Annotated in this window: 23 protein-coding genes; 6 read left to right on the top strand and 17 right to left on the bottom strand. The window is 63.7% G+C overall.

Going from position 1 to position 23820, the window contains the following annotated elements; translation table 11 throughout:
• Positions 1-3 precede the first annotated feature (3 nt).
• From IB262_RS26470 to IB262_RS26460, 3 genes are all read right to left on the bottom strand, one after another.
• Complete coding sequence (locus IB262_RS26470; RefSeq protein ID WP_192493987.1) at positions 4-2961, bottom strand: sarcosine oxidase subunit alpha family protein; 2958 nt, start codon at positions 2959-2961, stop codon at positions 4-6.
• Positions 2958-3236 (bottom strand): sarcosine oxidase subunit delta, encoded by a 279-nt coding sequence (locus IB262_RS26465; RefSeq protein ID WP_090298248.1) that lies wholly within the window; start codon positions 3234-3236, stop codon positions 2958-2960. Before IB262_RS26465 ends, IB262_RS26470 begins: the two co-directional genes overlap by 4 nt.
• A 74-nt stretch (positions 3237-3310) precedes the next feature.
• Entirely contained in the window at positions 3311-4561 is a 1251-nt protein-coding gene (locus tag IB262_RS26460; RefSeq protein ID WP_034798844.1) for a sarcosine oxidase subunit beta family protein, read from the bottom strand.
• 214 nt (positions 4562-4775) lie between these two features.
• Here IB262_RS26460 and cysQ point away from each other — a divergent pair, with 214 nt between their 5' ends.
• Complete coding sequence (gene cysQ / locus IB262_RS26455; protein ID WP_034798846.1) at positions 4776-5552, top strand: 3'(2'),5'-bisphosphate nucleotidase CysQ; 777 nt, start codon at positions 4776-4778, stop codon at positions 5550-5552.
• A 28-nt stretch (positions 5553-5580) separates the two neighbouring features.
• Here cysQ and IB262_RS26450 read toward each other — a convergent pair whose 3' ends face one another.
• Positions 5581-5967: a response regulator gene (locus IB262_RS26450; protein WP_034798951.1), complete on the bottom strand. Its 387-nt coding sequence runs from the start codon at positions 5965-5967 to the stop codon at positions 5581-5583.
• Between the two features lie 266 nt (positions 5968-6233).
• Between IB262_RS26450 and IB262_RS26445 the strand changes: the two genes are divergently transcribed.
• The gene (locus IB262_RS26445; RefSeq protein ID WP_112976579.1) at positions 6234-6746 is read left to right on the top strand and encodes a DNA starvation/stationary phase protection protein; all 513 of its coding nucleotides are present in this window, start codon (positions 6234-6236) and stop codon (positions 6744-6746) included.
• A gap of 63 nt (positions 6747-6809) precedes the next feature.
• On the opposite strand, the gene IB262_RS26440 is transcribed toward IB262_RS26445, so the two are convergent.
• Positions 6810-7565 (bottom strand): Crp/Fnr family transcriptional regulator, encoded by a 756-nt coding sequence (locus IB262_RS26440; protein ID WP_034798848.1) that lies wholly within the window; start codon positions 7563-7565, stop codon positions 6810-6812.
• Between the two features lie 189 nt (positions 7566-7754).
• On the opposite strand from IB262_RS26440, the gene IB262_RS26435 reads away from it, so the two are divergent.
• Positions 7755-8612 carry an SDR family NAD(P)-dependent oxidoreductase gene (locus tag IB262_RS26435; RefSeq protein ID WP_060605207.1) on the top strand — a complete coding sequence of 286 codons (858 nt, stop codon included), beginning with the start codon at positions 7755-7757 and terminating at the stop codon, positions 8610-8612.
• 92 nt (positions 8613-8704) lie between these two features.
• Complete coding sequence (locus tag IB262_RS26430; protein WP_112976581.1) at positions 8705-10261, top strand: VOC family protein; 1557 nt, start codon at positions 8705-8707, stop codon at positions 10259-10261.
• A 148-nt stretch (positions 10262-10409) separates the two neighbouring features.
• Here IB262_RS26430 and IB262_RS26425 read toward each other — a convergent pair whose 3' ends face one another.
• From IB262_RS26425 to speB, 11 genes are all read right to left on the bottom strand, one after another.
• A complete protein-coding gene (locus IB262_RS26425) occupies positions 10410-10973 on the bottom strand; it encodes an NADPH-dependent FMN reductase (RefSeq protein WP_112976582.1) in 564 nt (187 codons plus the stop codon).
• Positions 10974-11155: 182 nt separating this feature from the next.
• The gene (locus tag IB262_RS26420) at positions 11156-12109 is read right to left on the bottom strand and encodes a ring-cleaving dioxygenase (protein WP_112976583.1); all 954 of its coding nucleotides are present in this window, start codon (positions 12107-12109) and stop codon (positions 11156-11158) included.
• Positions 12110-12268: 159 nt separating this feature from the next.
• Positions 12269-13048: a carbon-nitrogen hydrolase family protein gene (locus IB262_RS26415; protein WP_112976584.1), complete on the bottom strand. Its 780-nt coding sequence runs from the start codon at positions 13046-13048 to the stop codon at positions 12269-12271.
• A complete protein-coding gene (locus IB262_RS26410) occupies positions 13045-13845 on the bottom strand; it encodes an ABC transporter permease (protein ID WP_034798857.1) in 801 nt (266 codons plus the stop codon). Before IB262_RS26410 ends, IB262_RS26415 begins: the two co-directional genes overlap by 4 nt.
• The gene (locus IB262_RS26405) at positions 13842-14696 is read right to left on the bottom strand and encodes an ABC transporter permease (protein WP_034798859.1); all 855 of its coding nucleotides are present in this window, start codon (positions 14694-14696) and stop codon (positions 13842-13844) included. The genes IB262_RS26410 and IB262_RS26405 overlap by 4 nt, the downstream gene beginning before the upstream one ends.
• Positions 14693-15730: an ABC transporter ATP-binding protein gene (locus IB262_RS26400; RefSeq protein WP_060520343.1), complete on the bottom strand. Its 1038-nt coding sequence runs from the start codon at positions 15728-15730 to the stop codon at positions 14693-14695. Before IB262_RS26400 ends, IB262_RS26405 begins: the two co-directional genes overlap by 4 nt.
• A 121-nt stretch (positions 15731-15851) precedes the next feature.
• The gene (locus tag IB262_RS26395; protein ID WP_034798862.1) at positions 15852-16931 is read right to left on the bottom strand and encodes an ABC transporter substrate-binding protein; all 1080 of its coding nucleotides are present in this window, start codon (positions 16929-16931) and stop codon (positions 15852-15854) included.
• 73 nt (positions 16932-17004) lie between these two features.
• Complete coding sequence (locus tag IB262_RS26390; RefSeq protein ID WP_034798864.1) at positions 17005-17652, bottom strand: amino acid ABC transporter permease; 648 nt, start codon at positions 17650-17652, stop codon at positions 17005-17007.
• Positions 17649-18317, bottom strand: coding sequence for an amino acid ABC transporter permease (locus IB262_RS26385; protein WP_034798866.1), 669 nt, complete (start codon positions 18315-18317; stop codon positions 17649-17651). Before IB262_RS26385 ends, IB262_RS26390 begins: the two co-directional genes overlap by 4 nt.
• Positions 18318-18377: 60 nt before the next feature.
• Positions 18378-19172, bottom strand: a complete 795-nt coding sequence (locus IB262_RS26380) for a transporter substrate-binding domain-containing protein (RefSeq protein ID WP_112976586.1) — start codon at positions 19170-19172, stop codon at positions 18378-18380.
• A gap of 92 nt (positions 19173-19264) precedes the next feature.
• Entirely contained in the window at positions 19265-20326 is a 1062-nt protein-coding gene (gene speB, locus IB262_RS26375; protein ID WP_034798870.1) for an agmatinase, read from the bottom strand.
• A gap of 224 nt (positions 20327-20550) precedes the next feature.
• Here speB and IB262_RS26370 point away from each other — a divergent pair, with 224 nt between their 5' ends.
• A complete protein-coding gene (locus IB262_RS26370) occupies positions 20551-21597 on the top strand; it encodes a LysR substrate-binding domain-containing protein (protein ID WP_034798872.1) in 1047 nt (348 codons plus the stop codon).
• Between the two features lie 19 nt (positions 21598-21616).
• Positions 21617-22795: an aminotransferase gene (locus IB262_RS26365; RefSeq protein ID WP_192357232.1), complete on the top strand. Its 1179-nt coding sequence runs from the start codon at positions 21617-21619 to the stop codon at positions 22793-22795.
• Positions 22796-22816: 21 nt separating this feature from the next.
• On the opposite strand, the gene IB262_RS26360 is transcribed toward IB262_RS26365, so the two are convergent.
• Complete coding sequence (locus IB262_RS26360) at positions 22817-23662, bottom strand: DMT family transporter (RefSeq protein ID WP_090298271.1); 846 nt, start codon at positions 23660-23662, stop codon at positions 22817-22819.
• Positions 23663-23820: the final 158 nt, after the last annotated feature.

Below are 23820 nucleotides of genomic sequence, written 5' to 3'. Positions count from 1 at the left end.
TCCTCAGGCCTTCAGCTTTGCATTTTGCGGATCGACGAAGACCGGGTCGCAGACCTCGGCGACAATCTCCTGATCACGCAGCTTGTCGAACACCACGACCTTCTCGCCATAGCGTTCGCGCCCGGATTTCAGGAAGGCAAGCGCGATGGCGTGGCCCAGGACCGGCGAGAAACCGGCCGAGCTGACCCAACCCTGATCGTTCAGCGTCGAGGGCTTGGTCCCCTCCTTCAGAAGATGCGCTCCGGCCCGCATGTCCTTGTCGGCATCGACGGGCTTCAGACCAACAAGCTGCATGCGATCCGCCGCCGTCAGGCCGTAGCGCGTCGATAGGCGCTTGCCGATGAAGTCGGTCTTCTGCATCGAGAGCATTCGGCCGAGCCCGGCATCGTCTGGCGTCACGCGACCGTCGAATTCGGCATGCGTCAGCAGACCCTTCTCCAGCCGCAGCACGTTCAAGGCTTCGACGCCATAGGCACAGATTTCATGCGGCCGGCCGGCCTCCATGATCTGGTCGGCCACCGCCTCGCCATAACCTGCCGGCACCGCCAGTTCGAAAGCCAGCTCCCCGGAGAAGGAAATGCGGAAGAGCCGCGCCGATACGCCGCTTTTCAGGACGATCTTGCGGGCGGACAGGAACGGAAACGCACCATCGGAAATATCGCCATCGACGATCTGCTGCAGCACCGCGCGCGCTTTCGGACCAGCGATCGCCATCTGCGCCCATTGGTCGGTCGACGAGGTGAAGCGGACTTCGAGTTCCGGCCAGAGCGTCGGGGCGCAATATTCCAGGTGCGCCATGACGGGACCGGCCATCGCCGTCGTCGTGGTGACGAAGAAATGTTCCTCGTCGAAGCGGCTGACCGTACCGTCGTCGAAGACGAAACCGTCTTCGCGCAGCATCAGGCCGTAACGCGCCTTGCCGATCGGCAGCTTCAGGACCGGGTTGCAATAGAGACGGTTGAGGAACTCCGCAGCGTCGGGGCCGAAGACCTCGATCTTGCCGAGGGTCGAGACGTCACAGAGGCCGACATTGGCCCGCACGTTCAAGACTTCTCGATCGACGCTGTCGCGCCAGGTCTTTTCGCCGGCGCGCGGGAACCATGCGGAACGATGCCAGAGCCCGGCCTCGACGAAGGTCGCGCCATTTTTCATCGCCCAGCCATGCAGCGGCGACTTGCGCGCCGGTGCTGCATTCTCATCGCGCGCCGTGCCGGCAAGTGCACCGAAGGAGACCGGGGTGTAGAACGGCCTGAAGGTGGTGGTGCCGACCTCTGCCGGGCTGACGCCGCGCATGCCGGCGAGAATGCCGACGGCATTGATGTTGGAAAGCTTGCCCTGATCGGTCGCCATGCCGCTGGTCGTGTAGCGCTTGGCGTGCTCCACATGGCCGAAACCTTCGCGCAGCGCCAGGCCGAGATCCTTCGCATGCACGTCGTTCTGGAAATCGACAAAGGCCTTCGATTTGGCGCCCGGTACATACCAGAGCGCTGAAAAGGACGTGGCCTCTTCGCCATCGACGACCGGTGCTGCGGCCGAGCTGGCGCTGAAACCGAGGTCGGCCGCAATCGCTGCGGCCTTCTCCGCACCATCGGACAGGCAGCCCGAGAGCGTGTAGACACCGTTTGCAGCGCCCACGGGACGCAGGCCGCCACCGACATCGGGTGCGACGAAGGCGTTCAATTCCTCCGACCAGACCGGTCTTGCGCCGCGCTGGCAGGCAAGATGCACGACCGGGCTCCAGCCACCGGACATCCCCAGCGCATCGCAGGCGATCAGTTCCTCGAAGCCGGAGCGTTCGACGACGATGCCCTTGAGGCGCTGCCTGCCCTTGGTGTCGACGATCGAGGCCGAGCGGATCACCCTGACACCCTCGGGCGCGTGATCGGTCGCCTCAGCGCGGGCGTCGACGATCGCCGCGATGGCGACGCCCTTGGACGCAAGGGCCCGCGCTGTGCGGTACCCGGCGCTGCCGCTGGTAAAGATCGTGACCTGCTTGCCGGCGGCCACACCATAGCGCTCGGCATAGGCGGTCATGGCGCCCGCCATCATCACGCCGGGCCTATCATTGCCGCCGAACACCAGCGGGCGTTCCTCGGCACCGGTTGCCATCAGCGCGCGCTTGGCAACGATGCGCCAGACACGCTCGCTCACGAGCTTCGAAGACGGTTCAGCGACGTGTTTTTGCACGCGTTCAACCGCGCCGAAGACGTTGTCGTCATACCAGCCGAAGACAGTGGTGCGCGAAAGCAGAGTGACGTTGGGCAGCGCTTGCAGTTCGGCGACGGTGCGGTCGGCAAAGACCGATGCCGGCGCGCCGTCGATGGTCTCGCCGGTCGCAAGCAGGGAGCCGCCGAGCCGGAAATCCTCGTCGGCGACGATGACCCGAAGGCCGGCGCGGCCGGCCGTCAGTGCTGCCATCAGGCCGGCGGGACCGGCACCGACGACGAGCAGGTCGCAGAACGCCCAGGACTTCTCGTAGCTCTCGGGGTCGCGCTCCAGCACCGCCCGGCCGAGGCCGGCGGCGCGGCGGATGAAGGGTTCGTAGACGCGCTCCCAGAACTGCTTCGGCCACATGAAGGTCTTGTAGTAGAAGCCGGCACCGAGGAACGGCGAAAGGACGCCGTTGACGGCCCCCACATCGAAGCCGAGAGACGGCCAGCGGTTCTGGCTTTTGGCAGTCAGCCCGCCATAGAGCTCGGCGACGGTCGCCTTGGAGTTGGCATCGGTGCGGGCGCCGGAACCGAGGGTGACGAGCGCGTTGGGCTCGGAGGGCCCGGCGCTGACGATGCCGCGCGGCCGGTGGTATTTGAAGCTGCGGCCGACGAGCAGCTGGTCATTGGCAAGAAGTGCGGAGGCGAGCGTATCGCCGGAAAATCCGCGCAGCGGCCGGCCGTCGAAGGTGAAGCTCAACGTTTTGCTGCGATCGACGAGGCCGCCGGAGGAAAGACGATAGCCGGTCATCGCGCAGCCCTCCGCGCAAACTCGGCCGCATCGACGACGGAATAGACCTCGTGGGTGGCCGTATCGCGCTCGACCACCAGGAAGCGGCGACAGCCGGCGATGTGATGCCAATGCTCCAACGTGCGCCCACGCGGGTTGGCGCGCACATAGACGTAATCATGCCAGGCCTCGTCCGAATCCATCGGCTCGGGACGGCCGCGCGAGGCGTCGCCGCGGATCGCGAATTCTTCCTTCGGTCGGACCCCGCAATGCGGGCAGGTAATCAGGCTTGCCATCGTCTTCCGTGTCCTGAAGCCGCACCCCGGCTTCCTGTTCATTCCATACGAGCCGGCGGGCCGGCCGTGTCCTGTCAGTGAAGGTTGGGCTGCGGGCCGGCGCCGGCCTCGTCGACGGCATAGCCGCGGGCGAAGCGATCGAGCCTCAAGGCGCGCGCCACCGGATGGGTGTCGTTCTTGGCGATCAGGTGAGCGAAGCAGTAGCCGGAAGCCGGCGTCGCCTTGAAGCCGCCGTAGCACCAGCCGCAGTTCAAGTAGAGATTGTCGATCGAGGTGCGGTCGATGATCGGCGAGCCGTCCATGCTCATGTCCATGACGCCGCCCCAGGCGCGCAGCACCCGAACGCGCGACAGGCCGGGGATCATCGTTACCCCCTCCTCCATCACGTGCTCGGCGGTCGCCAGATTGCCGCGCTGGGCATAGGACGAATAGCCGTCGATCTCGGCGCCAAAGACGAGGCCGCCCTTGTCCGATTGCGAGATGTAGAAGTGGCCGCCACCATAGACGATCACGTGATCGATGCAGGGCTTCAGCCCCTCGGTCACGAAGGCCTGCAGCACATGGCTTTCCAGCGGCAGCTTCAGATCGGCCATTTCGCCGACGCGCGAGGTGTTGCCGGCCGCCGCCAGCGCCAGCTTGCCGCAACCGATGAAGCCCTTGGTCGTTTCGACGCCGGTGACGACACCGTTTTCGCGTCGGATGCCGGTCACTTCGCAATGCTCGATGATGTCGACACCATGCTGGTCGGCGCCGCGGGCATAGCCCCAAGCGACCGCATCATGCCGCGCGGTACCGGCGCGGCGCTGCAGCAGGCCACCGAGGATCGGATAGCGGGCATGATCGTAGTTGAGGAAGGGGATCATCTTCTTCAACTGCTCACGCTCGATGAGCTCCGCTGCCACGCCTTCCATCCACATGGCATTGCCGCGGCGCACATAGGCATCGCGCTGGCCGTCGCTGTGGTAGAGCATGATGACGCCGCGCTGCGACAGCATCACATTGTAGTTGAGATCCTGCTCCAGCCCCTCCCACAGCTTCATCGAGAACTCGTAGAAGGGCTCGTTGCCCGGCAGCATGTAGTTGGAACGCACGATCGTCGTGTTGCGGCCGACATTACCCGAGCCGAGATAGCCCTTTTCCAGGACCGCGACGTTCTTCACGCCGAATTCCTTGGCGAGATAATAGGCGGTCGAGAGCCCATGGCCGCCGCCGCCGACGATGATCACGTCATAGTGGGATTTCGGCTGTGGCTGGCGCCAATGCGGTTTCCAGTTCAGGTTTCCGGAGAGGGCGTTCCTGACAAGCGAGAAGGCGGAATAACGCATGAAGGCATCCAGTTCAGTTGCGCCGGCACATTTGCACAGCCGGAACGCGGAAGCAAAGACGCAAAGCCTCTCGCAATTGCAAAAAAGCTTGAGATGCTCCGCCCCGCAGATCAGCTGCGACCACGCGTAAAGAGCCGCCTGCCATGTCAAAAGCATGGCTATAATCTTCCTCTCAATATGCTATGGCCTGATGACGGACCGAAAGACAGGGCGAATGCTGGAGATACTGCAACAATCGGCAATAACGGCGGGTCGGGCCATTCTCGACATCTACAATGCCGGGCCGGAGGTCACGCACAAGCCTGACTGCTCGCCGGTCACCGATGCCGACACGACGGCCGAACGCATCATCCTGGCAGACCTCGCCTCCGCCTTTCCGGACATCCCCGTGGTCGCCGAGGAAGCGGTGTCCGCCGGCTTCGTGCCGGAGATTTCCGGCAAGTCGTTTTTCCTTGTCGATCCGCTCGACGGCACCAAGGAATTCATCAGCCGCAACGACGACTTCACCGTCAACATCGCGCTGATCGAAAACGGCGCGCCCGTCGCGGGCGTCGTCTACGCCCCGGCGCTTGGAATCCTCTATGCGGCACACCATGGCAAGGCGGTAAAGTCGGTTATTGATGGCAGCTTTCGCCTGACCGAAGAAACGATCATCGGCTGCCGCAGCTGCGGGGATCGCATGGTGGGGCTCGCCAGCCGCTGGCACAACAGCGCCGAGACGATCGACTACCTCGAAAAACACGGCATCGCCGATTACCGGACGGTCGGCTCGTCCTTGAAATTCTGCCTGCTCGCCGAAGGCGTGGCCGACGTCTATCCCCGCTTCAGCCGGACGATGGAATGGGACACCGCCGCTGGCGACGCGATCCTGAGGGCCGCCGGTGGCGAAACGCTGACGATGGATGGCACGCCGCTCACCTACGGCAAGCGCAACCAGAAGGACGACAGCGACTTCGCCAATCCCTGGTTCGTATCGCGCGGCAAGCCCTGAGCAGGTCGCGCAAGGGCTGAGGCGGTTCCTAAGCCTCTCTCGTCTGGATCCCAGCGGCGATCAGCTGGCCGATCGATTTCTCGTTAAAGGGTTTGTCGATCCGCGGAACGTGCCTGAGATAGGTCGGGAAGTGCTCGGCATCGCCGTAGCCGCTGGTGAAGCCGAACGGCATGCCGCGGGCAAGCATGGCATCGGCAACCACGAAACTCGTGTGATCGCCGAGATTGACGTCGAGGATCGCAAAATCGAAGGCCTGGAGCGCCAGCAGTTCCAATGCCTGGTTCGCATTTCCGGCGATCGTAACCTGCAATATTCCGAGAGAAGCGAGGATTTCCTCGACGTCCATGGCGATGATGAAGTTGTCCTCGAGAACGAGGACCGTCCGGACGGACGGTGAAAGCTCGGCCATGTCAATGCACTCCATTTTTCACGCACAGCGACGGCAGTCATCGTCGCTGCAGGCGCATTTCCAGGCGGAATGCCGTCCAGAGTCCCGGAACCTCCACTGAGGCAACGGCAACGACTGAGCTTAGGCTCCAATGGCCTGACCTGGCATTTAAAAAAGACATGTGAGCGTCATGACGGGATCGGGAACAAGCCTTTCGTCGCGGCGTTCAGTTCATGCGGCGTGGCCCTCGGCCGCCTCCGCTCGACATTCCAAGACAGAACTGGAGCAGAAGAATGAAACAGACTGCCGCCGTGCTGAAGCCCAAGGTCAGGGACGAAGAATTCGACATCGGCCTGACGAAGGCCTATCGCCAGCAGATGGCAACCGCGCTTTCCGATATCCTTGCCGATACCTACAAGCTGGTGATCAAGAGCCACATCTACCACTGGAACGTGGTCGGCCCCCTGTTCAAGCCGCTGCACGAACTGACCGAAGAGCACTACAACGCGCTGTTCAAGGCAACCGACATCATTGCCGAGCGCATTCGCGCCCTTGGCCACCTGGCGCCGGCGAAGCTCGCCGAAGCAAAAACCTTCGCCCCCAGCGCCGCCTCGGTCAACCACACGACGGCGGCCGAGATGGTGGCAGACCTGATCACCGATCACGAAGCGGCGGCGCGGCGCATACGCGAGGCCGGCACCAAGGCCGATGAAAACGGCGACCTGGTCACGACGGACATGCTGACCGATCGCCTCAACTTCCATGAAAAGGCTCTGTGGATGCTGCGGGCGATCATTGCCGCCTGAACTCCCCCACCTTGACATCGATGCGGCCCCCGGCGCCGCATCGATCGGCTTCGACTGGGCACGTCAGATGAACGGCCGCTTGGGTTCGCGGAGCCCTTCCCAGCCTGAAACCGCGAGCAGGCCGTCGATGTCGCGGACATTGCAGCCCTTCTCCGCCCAGCGGATCAGGCCCCGCTCGGCAAGTTTCTTCAACGTCTTGTTCGTGTGAACTATCGAAAGGCCGAGCGTGTCGGCTACATGCTGCTGGCTGATCGGAATGGCGACGCGGCTGTTGCTGAAGAGGTCGAGCACCTCCGCCCGCTGGTAGAGGAAGGCGATGAGATAGGCCGCCCGCTCCAGCGCGGATCGGCGGCCGATGCTCAAGAGGTTTTCATCCAGAATGCGCTCCTCGCGTGCAGCGATCCAGGTGAGATCATAGGCAAGCTCAGGGTAGTTCTCGAACAGACGGTTGAGCTTGCCGCGCTCGAAGACGCAGAGAGTGACGGGCGACAGCGCTTCGATCGAATGCTGCATCTCCCCCATCAGGCTGCCCTGCAGTCCGATCAGATCGCCGGGCATCACATAGTTGAGGATCTGGCGGCGGCCGTCATCGAGCATTTTGTAGCGGAAGCCCCAGCCGGAAAGCACGGTGAAAAGGTGCGCACTGTGCGCGCCTTCGACGAGTATGGTCGCGCCACCATCGACCGCCAGTTCGCCAGTCTTGAACTGCGAAACGAAGGCAAGTTCTTCGCCGGTAAAGGCACGAAAATGATCGAGCTTGCGCAAGGGACAGCTTTCGCAAGGGGTGCGCTTTTCGTTGCGGGCTGTCATTTCGTTCATCGTTCCATCCACCGCATGCGTTCGTTCAGGCTTTTGCGTTCAAAACTGCAAGTAGCGCCGGCATCGCAGGTGACAAGATACAACCCTGAAAACACTTGGTTTTCCGAAGCGCCATCGTTGCCATGATCATGGACAGCCAGCCCTTGGCGCCCTATCTCTTGCACTCGACCCCGCCACAGGAGCTTCACCATGTCCCACCCTGCCTTCGCCCCCGGCAATGTCGCCGTCGTTACCGGTGCTGCTTCCGGCATCGGCCTTGCGGCTGCCAGACACTTCGCGACGCTCGGCATGTACGTCGTGCTCACCGACCTCGCGGGCGACAAGCTGGAGAAGGCGGCCGCCGAAGTCGCAGCCGCCTCGCCCGGCGGGGCGCGGCACGTCACGGCCATCGCGACAGACGTCTCGCGGCTCGACACGCTGGAAGCGCTCGAGCGGGAGGTGCATCAGCGGCTCGGCGACGTGCATGTGCTCATGAACAATGCCGGCATTCAGCCCGGCAGCGCGATCCTCGGCCCCTTGGCCGCCTGGGAGGCGACGCTTGGGGTCAATCTCTGGGGCGTCATCAACGGTTCGCGCGTCTTTGCATCCCGGATGATCGCCCACGGCAAACCGGCCGTCATCATCAACACCGGCTCGAAACAGGGCATCACCACGCCGCCCGGCGACCCGGCCTACAACGTCTCCAAGGCGGCCGTGAAGGTCTTTACCGAGGCGCTGGAGCACGAGCTGCGCAACACCGCCGGAAGCCAGGTCCACGCGCACCTGCTGATCCCCGGTTTCGTCTACACCGGGCTGACGGCTGGCGGCCGAACGGAAAAGCCCGCCGGCGCCTGGACGTCGGAACAGACGGTCGACTTCATGATGGAGAGCCTGGCGCGCGGGGATTTCTACATCCTCTGCCCTGATAACGACGTGTCACGCGCGACCGACGAACGGCGTATCCTCTGGGCCGCCGGCGACATCGTCGAGAACCGGCCGCCGCTGTCGCGCTGGCATCCGAAATATGCGGATGCCTTCAAGGCATTCCTCGACAAGGATGGCGATTGATCCTCCTACGTTGACACTGCGTTCTCGGCGACCCTTCTGGTGCTGGCCGGACACATCGTGTTTTGTGGGACGACGATAATGAGGGACTAAGAATGACGAGCGGCATCCATCACATCACCCTGATTGCCCGGAAGGTCCAGGCAAACGTCGACTTCTATGTCGGCTTTCTTGGCTTGCGCCTCGTCAAGCGGACGGGCGGCTATGAGGACGCCAACCAGCTGCACCTTTTTTACGGCGACGCCGAGGGTTCGCCGGGTTCGCTCGTGACCTTCCTGATGTGGGAAGACGGCGGCCGCGGCCGCGTGGGCCATGGCCAGCCGAGCGAAATCGCGTTTGCCATCCGGCCGGAGAGTATCGGCTTCTGGCTGACCCGCGCGCTGCAGTTCAACATCGCCACATCAGGGCCAGCGCAGGAGTTCGGTGAGCCGGTGCTGCGGCTCAAGGATCCGGACGGTGTCATCATCAAGCTCGTCGGCACCGAGGCGGTTTCGGGTGCGGCCCCCTGGAGCACGCGCGATATCCCGGCGGAAGACGCCATCCGCCGCCTGCGCGGCGCCACGATCCTCACGGAAAAGCCGGAGGAATCCGTTCGCTTCCTGACGTCCCATTTCGGCTATACGGAAACCGGCGCAACCGACGCGATCCGGCGGCTCACCTCCGCCTCCGGCGACACCATCGACGTGCGCAATGCAAGCGGCTTCTGGACGTCTGCGCCCGGAACCGGAACGATCGATCACATCGCCTTACGCGCGCCCGACCGAGCCGCCGTGGAACGGGTGCACGAGGACCTGCAACGGGATGGCGCGGGCGCGATCAATGCGCATGACCGCAAATACTTCTATTCGCTCTACGTCCGCGAACCCGGTGGGTCGCTCTACGAACTGGCCAGCGACGTGCCCGGCTTCACCGTCGACGAACCGAAGGAAACACTCGGCACCGAACTCTTTGTGCCGGCGCATTTCAGCGCCGCGCGCGAAGAAATGCTGCTGGCCATGCCGCAGTTCGCCCTGCCGGGAGAACCGCGGCTGACCGAGCGCGACCTGCCCTTCGTGCACCGCTTCTATCACCCTGACGTACTGGATGACCGCACCTTGATGCTCTTGCACGGCAGCGGCGCCAACGAAACGCAGCTTCTCCACCTCGCCCATCAGGTCGACAGGCAGGCGACGCTTGTCGGCATTCGCGGCCGGTCGAACGAGGAGGGAACGCCGCGCTGGTTCCGGCGCTATTCGCCGACGACCTTCGACCAGAAGGACGTGCGGTCGGAAGCCGAGGCCTTTGCTGCCTTCGTCGAGGGTGCCCGCGACGGCTACCGCATCGATCTGGAGAAGACGGTTTTCATCGGCTACTCCAACGGCGCCAATCTTTTGGTGGCCCTGATGCTGTTGTATCCGGGGCTCGTGCGCAATGTCGTACTGATGCGCTCGATGCTCGTCCTCGACGACGTGCCGCCGCCGGATCTCTCGGGTACGAAGGTGCTGCTCCTGACCGGCAAGCACGACAGCTACGGCGACTTCGCTCCACGCCTCAGGGAAGAGCTCGCCCGCACGCGCGCGGATCTGACTGCGGTCGACCTCGACATGGGCCACGAGATCGGCGCGCCAGATATCGCGGCTATCCAGCAATGGCTGCAGGATAAGGGCCTCTAAGCGTTTCTGAGGTCGTTTCGGCGAACGCTTTCGAGAAATCCAACAGCGCTCGCTCCCTCACCCTCATGCTCGGGCTTTGCCCGAGCATCCATACCCAGTCCTGTCCGCGATGTCCGGGGCAGCCTTAGCGCCTCACTGTGTCGGCAGCCTACCGCGCTCCCTCAGCGCCGGCAAAATCCGCAAATGCCTTGACGAAGGCGGCGAGCCGGTCGCGGGCGTCCGTATCCGTCAGCGTCCCCGCCTCATCGAAAAGCGTATCCGCCTTGGGCAGCATCAGGCGCTTGCCGGACCAGAGCTCGGCGCCGAGCGTGCGCATGACGGGCAGCCAGGCGTTCTGGCTGAGGATGGTGCCGAAATTGCCGGGCGAGCTGCCGGCAAGCGCAAAGGGCCGACCGCGAAACACCTTGGCGATATCGGCAGAAGGCCGGCTCATCCAGTCGATCGCATTCTTGAACACGCCGGGGATGGAGTTGTTGTATTCCGGCGTGAACAGGATGACGCCGTCGGCAGCCATCACCTTTTGCTTCAGCGCCGTCACGGCGTCCGGAATGCCGCTCTCCTTTTCGACATCGCAGTCATAAAGCGGAATTCCGTGCAGCGTCGCGGTGTCGAATTCGACGCCACCAGGCAGGTTTTCCGCGGCCGCCCGCATCAGGCCGGTGTTGAACGACGCCTTGCGCAGGCTCCCGGAAATGCCGAGGATTTTTGTCATGAGGTCTGGTCCTTTTCCAAGTCCTTGCGGGCGCGCCTCGAAGCGCGAGGCGGGATGCCATCGACATAGGTAATGCAACAGCTGTCATGATGGGTCCGCGCGGAACCGATGTCCAACGGGATCAGAGGGATAGAGACAAAAAAGCCGGGGACGAGCCCCGGCTTTTCGTTGGGATCAGACCGTTAGACGAGCGGCTTCAGCCGGGCCTCGATCTGCGCGCGCTTCGGCTCCAGGAACGGCGGCAGAGACAGGCTCTCACCGAGCGTTTCCATCGGCTCGTCGACGGCAAAACCGGGACCATCGGTCGCGATCTCGAAGAGGACGCCGTTCGGCTCGCGGAAATAGAGCGAGCGGAAATAATAGCGTTCGACCTCGCCGCTCGACGGCAGACGGAAGCCGTTAAGCCGTTCCGTCCATTCCGTCAGCGCCGCATTATCAGGCGCCCGGAAAGCGACGTGGTGCACGGCACCGGCGCCCTGATGCGCGATCGGCAATCCCGGTTGGACGGCCACGTGCAGTTCGGCCGCAGGACCGCCCTCGCCCATGGTGAAGACGTTGACTTCCCCCTCGCCGTCCGGCGACGGATAGGTGCGGGCCTTGCTCATGTTCATCACATGCGTCAGGACGAGTTCGGTGTTCGTGATGTCAGGCACGCTGATGGTGATCGGTCCGAGGCCCTTGATCTGGCGCTCGGCCGGCACCGGGCTCTTTTCCCAGGGGTGCGAGGGCGCAAGCCCGCCGTCGTCGACCAGCCGGAAACGTTGGCCTTCGGCATCCTCGAAATCAAGCGCGGTGCGGCCATCGATCTCAGTGACCTCTCCACTCGCGACCTTGAGTTCGTCGAATCGGTCCTTCCACCAGCGAACGGTTTCGGCGCTGCCGACCCTCAGACCCGTGCGCGAAATGCTGTGCGTGCCGCGCCCTTCCGGCCCGACCGGCCAGTCGAAGAAGGTCAAGTCCGTGCCGGGCGTGGCGCGCCCGTCGGCATAGAAGAGGTGATAGGCGGTGGTGTCGTCTTGGTTGACGGTTTTCTTGACCAGCCGCAGCCCGAGCGTCTCGGTGTAGAAGCGCAGGTTTTCCGGTGCGTTGGCGGTGATCGCCGTCAGGTGATGGATCCCAGTCAGTTGCAAGCTCATGATTGCCTCCAATGCGTTGGCATTGCTGTTGAGCCCAATATGGGATGCCGCATCGTTTCCGACAGTGGACCAATAAAGAACAGAACGTTCTCCTCAGGTGAACAACAAACGGCCCGTCCGCGCTGCCATCGCTGAGGCGCAACGGCGATCGAGGCGCGCTCAGCGGCGATTGAGATCGCCGAGATAGGTGTTTTCAAGGCGGGAGATTGCGTAGGCCTTGGGGTCGATGTCGACGAGGAGCACGGCTTCCTGCCCAGACCCCGCCTTGGCGAGCAACTGCCCGTCGGGTGCTGCAATGCGCGACAGCCCGGCGAAGGAGAACAGCGGGTCCGAACCACAATGGTTGATGTAGGCGACGAACACCTGGTTCTCGAAGGCGCGCGTCTGGATCATGTGCTCGGCGATGAAATCGCCGGACCAGCCCGCCGGCAGCGCCGTCGGCACCAGCACGGCCTCGGCGCCGGCGAGCCCCAGCCGCCGCACATTCTCCGGAAACTCGACGTCGTAGCAGATCAGCATGCCGCAGGTGACGCCACGATGTGTGAAGAGCCGCGTCGACGGCTCCGGCGCGCGAAAGATCGAACGCTCATAGTCGCCGTAGAGATGGGACTTGCGGTAGACGACCGGCGCGGCATCGCCATCGACATAGACGGCGCTGTTATAGACGTCGTCGCCGTCGCGCTCGGCAAAGCCGGCGATGAGCGCAATGCCCGTCTCAGCGGAAATCGCCTTGAGGCGCTGAACGATCGCGCCATCCGGCGCCTCGGCGAGCGCTGTCAACGCCTCGCCGGCGCCATAGCCGGTGACGCCGAGTTCGGGCGTCAAAAGCAGCGTCGCCCCTTGTCCTGCAGCTTCCGCCGCGGCACGGGCAATGCGGTCAAGATTGGCGGCGACGTCACCCGCCGCCGATTGCATCTGGAGGGCGGCGAGTTTCATCATTTTCCATCCGACGACATGGCGCCAAGCAGCTTCGGCAGGTCGCCGAAACGGGCGACGAGGCTGAAGATCACCGCGGCGGTCGTAACGAAGAGTACCGTCACCGACGCCATGGTCGGCGTATAGCCGTAGCGCAGCGCATTGAAGATCTTGATCGGCAGCGTTTCCACCGTGAAGCCGACCGTCATGTAGGCAACGATGTATTCGTTGAGCGACAGCACGAAGGCGAACGCGTAGCCCGACACGATATAGGGCAGGATCAGCGGCAGCACGACGGTGCGAAAGATCGTGCGCTCATCCGCCCCCATGGTCGAGGCGGCCTCGACCAGCGAGCGGTCGATCGAGGTGAAACCGAGCGACAACGTCACCAGCGGCAGCGTCACGAAGAAGATTGCGTGGCTGACGACGGCCGTCCACGGCTGGCCGTAGAAACCGACCGTCGCCCAGAAGGTGAGCATGCCGAGCGCGGTGATGACGGGCGGCAGCGTGAACGGCGCGACACCGAGAAGCTGGAAAATGTTCGCCCAGGGTGCAATGCGCCGCCACAGGAACCAGGAGAGCGGCAGAGCGATCGCCACCGCAAGCGCTGCCGAAAGCACCGCCAGCGTCACCGAGGCAAAGAGCGCGTTGCGCCATTCCGGATTGAGGAAGATCTCGCCGTACCAGGAGAGCGAAAAGCCCTGCGGTGGGAAGGCGAGCGTCTGCTTCTGGTTGACCGAGACGCCGGCAACGACGATCAGCGGCAGCGACAGGAACAGGCCGATCAGGAAGAAGTAGGCCTTGCGGAAGATCGAGGTCATGCCGCTTCTCCCTTGCGTCCGGCAATCACGGTGAGCGCCACGAGCCCGAGCGTGACCAGCACGAGGAACACGGCCATGGCGGCGGCAAACGGCATGTTCGACTGGTAGATCGCCTGGTCGGTGATCAGCACCGACAGCGTCCAGTGCTGCGGCCGGCCGAGAAGCTGCGGCAACAGATAGGAGCCGAGCGCGAAGATAAAGACCATGATCAAGGTGGCGGTGATCGTGTTGCGCAACGCCGGCACGACCACGGTGAAGAAGGCCTTGAGCGGTGATGCGCCGAGCGTGCGGGCGGCTTCCGTCAGCGTCGGATCGAGACGCACGAGCGCCGGGAAAAGCACCAGCACCGTATAGGGGAAGGCCTGATAGACCATGCCGGTCAAGACCGCGCCAAAGCTCGGCGTCAAGGCCTTGGCCTGCTCCATGATGCCGAGCGCAACGAGGATGTTGGTGATCCCTGCGGTGCGCGAAAACAGCGTCGACCAGGCAAAGCCGATGATGACTTCCGAGAGCGACAGGATCGACAGGAGCGCCACCAGCCACACGACCTGTACCTTCCGCGCCATGCGCGTCAGCATGTAGGTGAAGGGCAAGGCGAGCACGACGCAGCAGATCGCCACGATGACGGCGAGCATCAGCGAAAAGCCGAGCACACCGCCGAAAAAGACCGAGAGGAAGCGGGCGTAATTGTCGAAGACGAAGGCCGGCGTATAAAAGCCGCCCTGCTGGCGCTGGAAGAAGCTGACGGCGATCATCGTGCCGAAGGGCACGACGAAGAAGATCGTCAGCATGGCCGCCGGAAAGAGGAGCGGCAGGTAGTCGCCAAGGGTTTGGGGCGGTTCGCGTCTCATTTCTTCAGCACCACGCAGACATCCGGAGTGAGCGCGATGCCGACCTCCTGGCCGACGGAAACGTCGGGCCGGGCGCGCGGCGTCGAGACGGCGACAATCTGGTGTCCCGCGATATCGACGAAGGTTTCGATCGTGCCGCCGAGATCGCGCACGAAGGTGACCTTGCCGGTGAGCGCCCCGGCGCCGGGCGCGGTCAGGTGTACGTCTTCCGGGCGAACCGACAGCGTACCCTTGTTGGCGCCCGCAGGCAGGGCGAGGCCGGGGACGACATGACCGAGCACTTCCGCGCGACCGGCACTGTCGGCCTGAACGTCGAGCAGGTTGGTCTGGCCGATGAAGTCGGCGACGAAGCTGTCGGCCGGGCGGCGATAGATTTCGATCGGCGACGCGGCCTGGCGGATCTCGCCACCGCTCATGACGACGACGGTGTCGGCCATGGTCATCGCTTCGCGCTGGTCGTGGGTAACGACGATGGTGGTGATGCCCAGCTTCTGCTGCAACTGGCGCAGTTCTACCTGCATCGCCTCGCGCAGCTTCGCGTCGAGTGCCGAAAGCGGTTCGTCGAGCAGGAACAGTTTCGGCGAGATCGACAGGGCGCGGGCAATCGCCACGCGCTGGCGCTGGCCGCCGGACAGCTTGGCGACCGGCCGGTCGGCATAGCCCGAGAGATGGATCATCGACAGAAGCTCGTCGACGCGCTTCTTCTGGTCTTCTTTTGCCGCACCGCGGATGCGCAGGGGATAGGCGATGTTTTCGCCGACGGTCAGGTGCGGAAACAGCGCCAGCGACTGGAACACCATGCCTAGGTTGCGCTTGTGCGTCGGAACCCGGGTGATGTCCTCGCCGTCGAGCCGGATCGCGCCGCCGGTCGGCAGATCAAGCCCGGCGATCATGCGCAGCAGCGTGGTCTTGCCGCAGCCAGATGGTCCGAGCATGCAGACGAAGGTGCCGTGCGGCACCGTCAGATCGACATTGTTGACGGCCCTGAAGGCTCCGAATTCCTTGACGACGTTTTGAAGGGCAAGTCCGGACATTGTTTCTCCGCGAGGATGGTCCCCTCCGCCTCATGGGAGGGTTTCAGGCGGGGAGCGGCTGCAAGGCCCCTCCCCGTCGTTATGCTTGTGGCTCTCCCCGGAGGCCGGGGAGCAGGCCGGATCAGCCGACGATCAGCTCGGTCCACTTCTGGTTCAGCCAATCCGACTTGGTCTGGTAGAGATCGTAGCGCGGAATGATCGGCTCGATATCCGACGAGACGGCTGCGAATTCCTTGTCGGTCAGATCCGTAACCTCGCGCTTGACGGTCGGAGACGTTCCGACCTTGCGCGACAGCGTCGCCTGGATCGAGGGTTGGCACATGTAGTCGATGAAGATATGGGCTTCCTCGGACTTCTGCGAGGCACGCGACAGTGCCCAGCAACCGGAATCCTGAATACCGCCTTCCTTCGGGAAGGTGGAGCGGACCGGGTGACCGTCGGCAGCAGCAAGGCCGGTGACGTCGTGATAGTACTGGCCCATCGGGATTTCGCCCGACTTCAGCGACTGCTCGAACTGCGCCTCGTCGCGGTACCACAGGCGAACGTTGGGCTTCACTTCAGCAAGCTTGTCGAACGCCTTGAGAAGGCCTTCTTCGGTGTCGAGCGCATTGGTGCCGCCGAAGAACGTCTTGGCCGTCACTTCGAGCAGGAACGAGTTGGAGACGAGCGCGAGCAGGCCGAGCTTGTCGGCGTTCGCCGGATCCCAGAAGGCGGTCCAGGAGGTCGGCGCTTCCTTGTAGACGTCGGTGTTGGTCACCAGCGTGATGTACCAGGAAACAGCGCCGATGCCGGCAATACGTCCGTCCGGATACTTGTTGACGAAGCGATCAAGCAGGTTCGAGGCATTCTTGATCTTGGCGGTATCGAGCGGCGTCCAGAGATCGGTCGACTGGCCCTTCAGCATCGCGACCTGCGACATCATCGAAACGTCGGCTGGGGCCTGGCCGGCGCGGGCGGCCTGTTCGAGCTGGACGAGCCAGGCTTCACCGGTCGGTTCCGCGATCGACTCGACGGCAATGCCGGTCGCTTTGGTGAATTCCGGGAAGATGTTCTTGTCGAACGAATCCTTGAAGTAGCCGCCATAGACGCCGACCTTCAGCGACTTGTCCTGCGCGCGCAGGATCGACGGCATCGCCAGCATGGAGGCACCGGCAAGGCCGGCGCCGAGCAGCGTGCGGCGCTTGATGGAAGTGGTGATCATTCGCGTTCTCCTTTGTTTCGGCGGTGATCCGCCTTGTTCCCTGTTCTGTTTGATTTCTTGCACATTTTCAGTCTCAGTGCGCGGCTGTTTTGCGCTCCAGCATGCGCGAATATTGTGTCAGCGGATAACACAGCACGAAGAAGATCACCGCGACCAGCCCATAGACCGTGAAAGGTTCGAAGGTTGCATTATTGATCGCATTCGCGGTTCTGAGAAGCTCTTCGAAGCCGATGATCGAGGTCAGCGCCGTGCTCTTGATGAGCTGCACGAGGAAGCCGACGGCGGCCGGCCGGGTGATGGCGAAGGCCTGCGGCAGGATGACGAGCCGCAGTTCCTGCAACCGGTGCAGCCCGAGGCTCGCGCCGGCATCCCACTGCCCGCGCGGCAGTGCCTCGACCCCGCCACGCCAGATCTCGGCGAGATAGGCACTGGCATAGAAGGTCAATCCGAGGGCTGCCGCCGTCCACGGCTCGATGCGGAAACCGAGCATCGGCAGGCCGAAGAACATCAGGAACAGCTGCATCAGGAGCGGTGTTCCCTGGAAGAGCGCGATGTAGCCGGAGCCGAAGCGCCGCGCCCAACGGCGCTCGGAAATGCGCGCTGCAAGGACGGCAAGCCCCACTGCTGCGCCGCCGGCAAAAGCGACGATCGACAGCAGGATCGTCCACCGCGTAGCGAAGATCAGGTTGCGCAGGATGTCCCAGAAGGTGAACTCGATCATGACACGCCCGCTCCAAGCACGCGGCGCCCGCCGGCGACGAACAGCCGCCGAAGCGCCATCGACAGGCCGAGATAGATCAGCGTGACGACGAAATAGGTCTCGAATGAGCGGAAAGTGCGCGCCTGCAGCAGGTCCGCCTCATGCGCCAACTCCCGCACCGCGATCTGCGAGACGACCGCCGATTCCAGCATCATGATGATCACCTGGCTGGTGAGCGCCGGGAAAATCACCTTCAGCGCCTGCGGCAGGATGATCTTGACGAAGACCTGGCGGGGCTTAAGCCCGAGCGCAAACGCCGCCTCGCTCTGCCCCTTCGGCACAGCATCGAGACCCGCACCGACGATCTCGGTCGTATAGGCCGCCATATTCAGCGTCATTGCGACTATTGCCGCGACGATCGGGTCGAGTCGGATGCCGAGGCTCGGCAGGCCGAAATAGATGAAGAACAGCTGCACCAGGAACGGCGTGTTCCTGACGACTTCGACGTAGACGGCCACCGCCTTGCGCAAGACGCCATAACGGCTGCGGCGAGCGGCGGCGAAGAGAATGCTGATCAGGATGCCAAGCACCGTGGTGCAGGCGATCAGGAACACGGTCATGGCCGCGCCATGGGCGATTGCGCCCGCGGCGTCCTTGAGCCAACCGAAGCTGAGGCCGTAGCCCATCGTCGCAACCTTTCCTCAAGCGGGCCGCGAGGGGATTGCCCCCCGCGGCCACCGAGCTTGTTAGTCCTTGAGGTTGTCGGGGTTGAGCGGCGTCTTCAGCCAGGCCTCCGAGCTCGCGTTCAACTTGCCGTCCGAGAGCATTTTGGCAACGGAGTCGTTGACCGCCTTCTTCAGGCCTTCCTCGCTCTTGTTGAGACCGATATGCGACGGCGAGGTCAGAAGCTGGAACTTCTGCTCCGGTTTCAACGCTTCCTGGCGGGCCAGCACCTGGGCGCCGACGTCGTTGCCGACGACCATCAGTTGCGTCTGGCCGGAGATGAAGGCCTGGATCACAGCATTGTAGTTGTCGAAGCGCTGGATGTCGGCATTGGCCGGGGCCGCCTCGGTAAGCGAGGTGTCTTCCAGCGTGCCGCGATTGACGGCGATGGTCTTCTCGGCAAGGTCTTCCTTGCCGGCAACCTTCAGTTCCGCCGGGCCGATGACGGCGATGTAGTAAGGCGCGTAAGCCGCGGCAAAATCGATCACCTCGGCGCGCTCCTTGGAGAAGCCGACGCTCATCAGGATGTCGACGCGCTTGTCGTTGAGATAGGGAATGCGGTTCTGCCCTGTGACGCTGACGAGGTTGAGCTTGACGCCGAGATCATCGGCGATCTGCTGGGCGACATCGACGTCATAGCCCTTGATGCTCATGTCGGCGCTGGCCGAGGAGAACGGCGGGAAGTCGGAGAAGATGCCGACATTGATCTGGCCGGCGGACTTGATATCGGCGAGCGCGTCGGCCTTGGCGATGCCTGCGGCGGCCCCGAGCATCAGGGCGGCGGCGAAGACTGTTTTCAGTTTTGCATGGATCGTCATGGTAATTCCCCTACCCGGAAGCTTTGTGATTGTGCAGTCTGGTGGTCGGCCGCCGTTTCCGGTCCGGCAGCCGACGAACCCTTAGTCAGGCCTCAGGCGGACTTGCCCGTGATCGCCGGGCTGAAGACCATGAGGCTCAGGATTTCGAAGAGCACCTGCGCGCCCGCATGGGCCGTGTTGGTGGTCGAGTCATATTGCGGCGCCACTTCGACGACGTCGCCGCCGACGAGGTTGATGCCCTTGAGGCCACGGATCAATTCCAGCACTTCGCGGGTCGTCAGACCGCCGACTTCCGGCGTGCCGGTACCCGGCGCGAAGGATGGATCGAGGCTGTCGATGTCGAAGGACAGATAGGTCGGGCCGTCGCCGACGATCTTCTTCGCTTTCTCGATGATCGCGGGAATGCCGAGACCGGTCACTTCCTCCGCATGGATGACGGTCATGCCGGACTCGTAGGAGAACTCCCAAAGATATTCGGCCGAACCGCGGATGCCGATCTGCACGACGCGGGTCGGGTCGAGCACGCCGTCGAGCACCGCGTTTCGGAACGGACCGCCATGGTGGAACTTGGTGAGGTCGTAGGCGCCGCCGGTGTCGCAATGCGCGTCGATGTGGATCATGCCGACCGGGCGCTTCTTGCCGACCGCTTTCAGGATCGGGTGGGTGATCGAGTGGTCGCCGCCGACCGACAGCGGCAGCACGCCGGCATCGACGATCTGGTTGATGCGCTTCTCGATGTCCTCATGGCTGAGTTCCAGCCGGTAGCGGCTCTGGAACGGCACGTCGCCGATATCCGCGACGCGGAGTTCCTGAACCGGCGTGCAGCCGAGCACGTGGTTATAAGGACCGATACGCTCGATCGAGCGCAGCGCCCGCGGTCCAAAGCGCGAGCCCGGACGGTTGGTGACGCCAAGATCCATGGGAATGCCGACGATCGCCACCTGCAGATTGCCGAAATCCGGGTTCTCCGCGTCAACAGGCATGTGCGGCGCCGTCAGGAAGGTCGGGATGCCGGAATAGGGCGCGAGACGTGTGCCGCTCTTGTTGAAGATCTTGTCGGCGACCTTGCGGAAGGTCGGGTCGAACAGCTCGCCGCCATGGCTTTCGCCATACTTTGCCTTCAGTTCGGCAAGCTTGTTGTCGTTCCAGGCCATCGATTCAATCCTCCGTCTTCCATAGCCTGAGGCATGCGCGCGAAGGCGCCACAGATATCTGTCTGCGGAAGGGGCCGGCTCGTCCGGCGCGTTCATGTTCCCCAGGCGTTTTCGCCTTTGTTGATGAATATTAGGCGGCAATTCCCCTAGAAAATCAATTGACATTGTTATAGCGTTTCGTGTGAGAAAAATTCACATCACAGCAACCGCCGGAACGCCCCGATTTGTCCAGCCGCCTGCCTCCCCTCAACCCCTTGCGCGCCTTCGAAGCGACGGCGCGGCGAGGCTCCGTTTCGGCCGCGGCGCGTGAACTCAACGTCACCCACGGTGCGATCAGCCATCAGATCCGCGCACTCGAACTTTCGGTCAAGGCGGCGCTGTTCGAGCGCGGCGGCAAGCGGCTGAAGCTGACTCCGCAGGGGGCATTGCTGCTGCCGGCCGTCACCCACGCCTTTGCCGAAATCGCGGCGGCGACCGCAGCGATGACGCGGCCGACGACGAGCGGCGAACTGCGCATCACCTGCGTCCCGGCGCTGCTTTCCTTCTGGCTGATCCCGCGGCTGCATCTTTTCACCGAGCAATATCCGGACGTGCGTCTGACGCTAATCGCCTCTAACGACGAGGCGTATCTCCACTCGCCCGACGTCGACGTCTGCCTGATCTATGGCGACGGCAACTGGTCCGGCGCCTGGGCCAAGCTCTGGAGCCGTCTCGAACTTTTCCCTGTCGTCAGCCCGACCCTGCTCAACATGCGGCCACTGCGCTCGGTTCGCGACCTGCGCGACCACGTCATGCTGCATGGCGACGATGGCCGCGAATGGAACACCTGGCTTGCGGCAGCGGATGCCAGCGACCTGCAGCGCGGCCAGCAGCATTTCATGAGTGACGCACGGCTTTCGACCGAGGCGGCCCTGCACAACCAGGGCGTCGCGCTCGGTGATACGATTACCGCCGGCAGCCTGATCGCGCGCGGCGAACTGATCGCCCCTTTCGACCTGACGGTGCCCGCCAACGACGCCTTCTTCGTCGCCTGCCGCAACGAGGTGCTGGCGGCACCGATCGTGCGCATCTTCATCGACTGGATGTTCGAAACACTCGAAAGCGACCCGATGCCGGAACTGCAGACATCGGCGCGCACGATTATTCGCAGCCGCACCTCGAAATCCGAGCCGACAGATCGTAAATCGGAGAAGAACGGTTTTCAGCCGGTTTCGGCGCCGAGCCGTGCTCGCCGCACCGATCGTCCGCAGAAACGCAAAGCCAAGGCCTAACCCCACAGGAACACCCGTCATGCCGCATTTCAACCCGCTCGTCGAAAAGCTCTCGCCGCCGCCCGTGCCCTCGGTGCTGGCCTGGGCGAAATCCTACGACGGCTCCCGTGGCCCGCTGATCGACCTGTCGCAGGCAGTGCCCGGCTATCCCGCCCATCCGGACATGCTGGCCTGGCTCGGTGAGGCTGCAGCCTCAACCGCTTACACCGGCTATGGCGCGATCGAGGGCGAAGCGGAGCTGCGTGAGGCCTATGCGGCGCATGTCGCCGGCCTCTATGGTGCTGCGGTCGCCGCCGACAACATCCACATCACCTCGGGCTGCAACCAGGCCTTCATCTGCACGGCAATGGCCATTGCCGGCGCGGGCGATACGATCCTGATGACCAACCCCTATTACTTCAACCAGGAAACGACGCTGTCGATGCTCGGCATCAATGTCGAGCTCGTACCTTGCGATGCCGGCGCCGGCTTCCTGCCGGAGGTCGATGCAATTGCCGCGGCACTTCACCCCGGCATCCGGGCGCTCGCGCTGGTCTCGCCCAACAATCCGACCGGCGCCGTCTACCCGCCGGAGCTGCTCGCCCGTATCTACGAGGCCTGCCGTGCCAAGGGCGCCTGGCTGATCCTCGACGAAACCTATCGCGACTTCCTGCCCGATGCCTCCGCAGCGCCCCATGGCCTGCTGGCCACCGAAGGCTGGCAGGATAGCTTCATCGGCCTCTACAGCTTTTCCAAGTCTTTTTGCATCCCGGGCCATCGCCTGGGCGCGATCACCGCCGGCCCTGCCGTCATCGAGCAGGTGACGAAGATCATGGACAACCTGCAGATCTGCGCGCCGCGCTCAGCCCAGGCCGCGGTCGCGAAGGCAATCCCGGCTCTTGCCGACTGGCGTCAGACGAACCGCGCCGAAATCGCGGCACGAGCCGATGCGCTGCGCGACGTCATGAGCCGCCTGCCGAAGTGGAAGCTGCAAGCCGTCGGCGCCTATTTCGCCTATGTCCGCCACCCCTACCCGGATATCGATTCGCAGTTCATCGCCGAGAAGCTGGCCAAGCTCGCCGGCGTCGTCTGCCTGCCCGGCGACTATTTCGGCGAAGGCCAGGAGAACTACCTGCGCTTTGCCTTCGCCAATGCCGACGCCGAAACGATCCGCAAGCTTGAAGAGCGGCTGGCGAACTTCACGCCACCCGGTCTCTGATCGGAATGTAGTCGCGCGGCGTTATCCGCGCCGCGCGATCAATATGCCGACAAGCACGATCGCCCCGCCGATCGCCTGCATCAGGCCGACGGGTTCGGCAAGCAGGATCCAGGCGAGGATCGCCGCGACCACTGGCTGCAACAAGAGGGTGAGCGACGAGAAGGCGGGCGGCAGATAGGCGAGTGCATAGGTGATCGCCACCTGCCCGCCGGCATGGCTGACGAAGGCGAGACCGAACAGCATCGCCCAGCCGAACGCGGTCGGCGGCAACAGCGTCGGCTCCGACAGAAGCACGATCGGCAGCATGCAGATGGCAGCCGAGGCCGTACTCCAGACCATGATCCTGATCGTGCTGAACAGGCTGCGCAGCCGGCCGATCGCCAGGATATAGCCGGCATAGAACATCGCGGCGACAACGGCGACGCCATCGCCCAGCAGATTGCCGTCACCAAGCGCCATCGGCCCGCCCTTGAGGGTGACCACACCGACGACTGCCGTCACCAGCCCGATGGCAAAGACAGCGCTGATCCGCGCTCGGAACAACAGCCAACTGGCAAGCGTCACGAAGACGGGCGCGAGATTGGCAAGCAGCGTGGCATTGGCGACTGACGTCTTCGTCAGCGCGTAGTGCCAGGCCGCAAGATCGATGGCGAGAAACACGCCGGGCAGAACCAGCAGCGCGTACTCGGAGAGCTTTTGCGGGCGCCGGTCGTTGGCGCCCTCACCGCGAAACCACGACCAGGCGAGAAGCGGGATCAGCGCCAGTGCCACCCGCCAGAAGGCCGTCGCCATCGGCCCCACCTCGGACAGCCGCACGAAGATCGGCGAACCGCCAATCGCAGCACCGCCGATGAGGAGGGCAGCCATGGCAAGGCGATTTTGGGAGGAAGCGGTGGCGGGTACTGGGGTCAACGCAATGTCGCTATTCGATCTTCGCGCCCTCGACAAGGCAGCTAACAGAAGACCGGCATCGGCGACAGTCGCAATAAATCGCCCACCCGAACAATGGCGGCCGCCCTGCGCAG

Origin of the sequence: Ensifer sp. ENS02, from assembly GCF_014851885.1 — a bacterium.
GTDB classification, from domain to species: domain Bacteria; phylum Pseudomonadota; class Alphaproteobacteria; order Rhizobiales; family Rhizobiaceae; genus Ensifer; species Ensifer adhaerens.
Note: the sequence above shows the minus strand (reverse complement) of the source record. Positions and strands in the feature narration are given on the sequence as shown.

Bases quoted from the DNA above. Each gene is read 5' to 3' on its own strand.
- IB262_RS26470 (WP_192493987.1), bottom strand. From the start codon at position 2,961: ATGACCGGCTATCGTCTTTCCTCCGGCGGCCTCGTCGATCGCAGCAAA.
- IB262_RS26465 (WP_090298248.1), bottom strand. From the start codon at position 3,236: ATGGCAAGCCTGATTACCTGCCCGCATTGCGGGGTCCGACCGAAGGAA.
- IB262_RS26460 (WP_034798844.1), bottom strand. From the start codon at position 4,561: ATGCGTTATTCCGCCTTCTCGCTTGTCAGGAACGCCCTCTCCGGAAAC.
- cysQ (WP_034798846.1), top strand. From the start codon at position 4,776: ATGCTGGAGATACTGCAACAATCGGCAATAACGGCGGGTCGGGCCATT.
- IB262_RS26445 (WP_112976579.1), top strand. From the start codon at position 6,234: ATGAAACAGACTGCCGCCGTGCTGAAGCCCAAGGTCAGGGACGAAGAA.
- IB262_RS26440 (WP_034798848.1), bottom strand. From the start codon at position 7,565: ATGAACGAAATGACAGCCCGCAACGAAAAGCGCACCCCTTGCGAAAGC.
- IB262_RS26435 (WP_060605207.1), top strand. From the start codon at position 7,755: ATGTCCCACCCTGCCTTCGCCCCCGGCAATGTCGCCGTCGTTACCGGT.
- IB262_RS26430 (WP_112976581.1), top strand. From the start codon at position 8,705: ATGACGAGCGGCATCCATCACATCACCCTGATTGCCCGGAAGGTCCAG.
- IB262_RS26425 (WP_112976582.1), bottom strand. From the start codon at position 10,973: ATGACAAAAATCCTCGGCATTTCCGGGAGCCTGCGCAAGGCGTCGTTC.
- IB262_RS26420 (WP_112976583.1), bottom strand. From the start codon at position 12,109: ATGAGCTTGCAACTGACTGGGATCCATCACCTGACGGCGATCACCGCC.
- IB262_RS26415 (WP_112976584.1), bottom strand. From the start codon at position 13,048: ATGATGAAACTCGCCGCCCTCCAGATGCAATCGGCGGCGGGTGACGTC.
- IB262_RS26410 (WP_034798857.1), bottom strand. From the start codon at position 13,845: ATGACCTCGATCTTCCGCAAGGCCTACTTCTTCCTGATCGGCCTGTTC.
- IB262_RS26405 (WP_034798859.1), bottom strand. From the start codon at position 14,696: ATGAGACGCGAACCGCCCCAAACCCTTGGCGACTACCTGCCGCTCCTC.
- IB262_RS26400 (WP_060520343.1), bottom strand. From the start codon at position 15,730: ATGTCCGGACTTGCCCTTCAAAACGTCGTCAAGGAATTCGGAGCCTTC.
- IB262_RS26395 (WP_034798862.1), bottom strand. From the start codon at position 16,931: ATGATCACCACTTCCATCAAGCGCCGCACGCTGCTCGGCGCCGGCCTT.
- IB262_RS26390 (WP_034798864.1), bottom strand. From the start codon at position 17,652: ATGATCGAGTTCACCTTCTGGGACATCCTGCGCAACCTGATCTTCGCT.
- IB262_RS26385 (WP_034798866.1), bottom strand. From the start codon at position 18,317: ATGGGCTACGGCCTCAGCTTCGGTTGGCTCAAGGACGCCGCGGGCGCA.
- IB262_RS26380 (WP_112976586.1), bottom strand. From the start codon at position 19,172: ATGACGATCCATGCAAAACTGAAAACAGTCTTCGCCGCCGCCCTGATG.
- speB (WP_034798870.1), bottom strand. From the start codon at position 20,326: ATGGCCTGGAACGACAACAAGCTTGCCGAACTGAAGGCAAAGTATGGC.
- IB262_RS26365 (WP_192357232.1), top strand. From the start codon at position 21,617: ATGCCGCATTTCAACCCGCTCGTCGAAAAGCTCTCGCCGCCGCCCGTG.
- IB262_RS26360 (WP_090298271.1), bottom strand. From the start codon at position 23,662: ATGGCTGCCCTCCTCATCGGCGGTGCTGCGATTGGCGGTTCGCCGATC.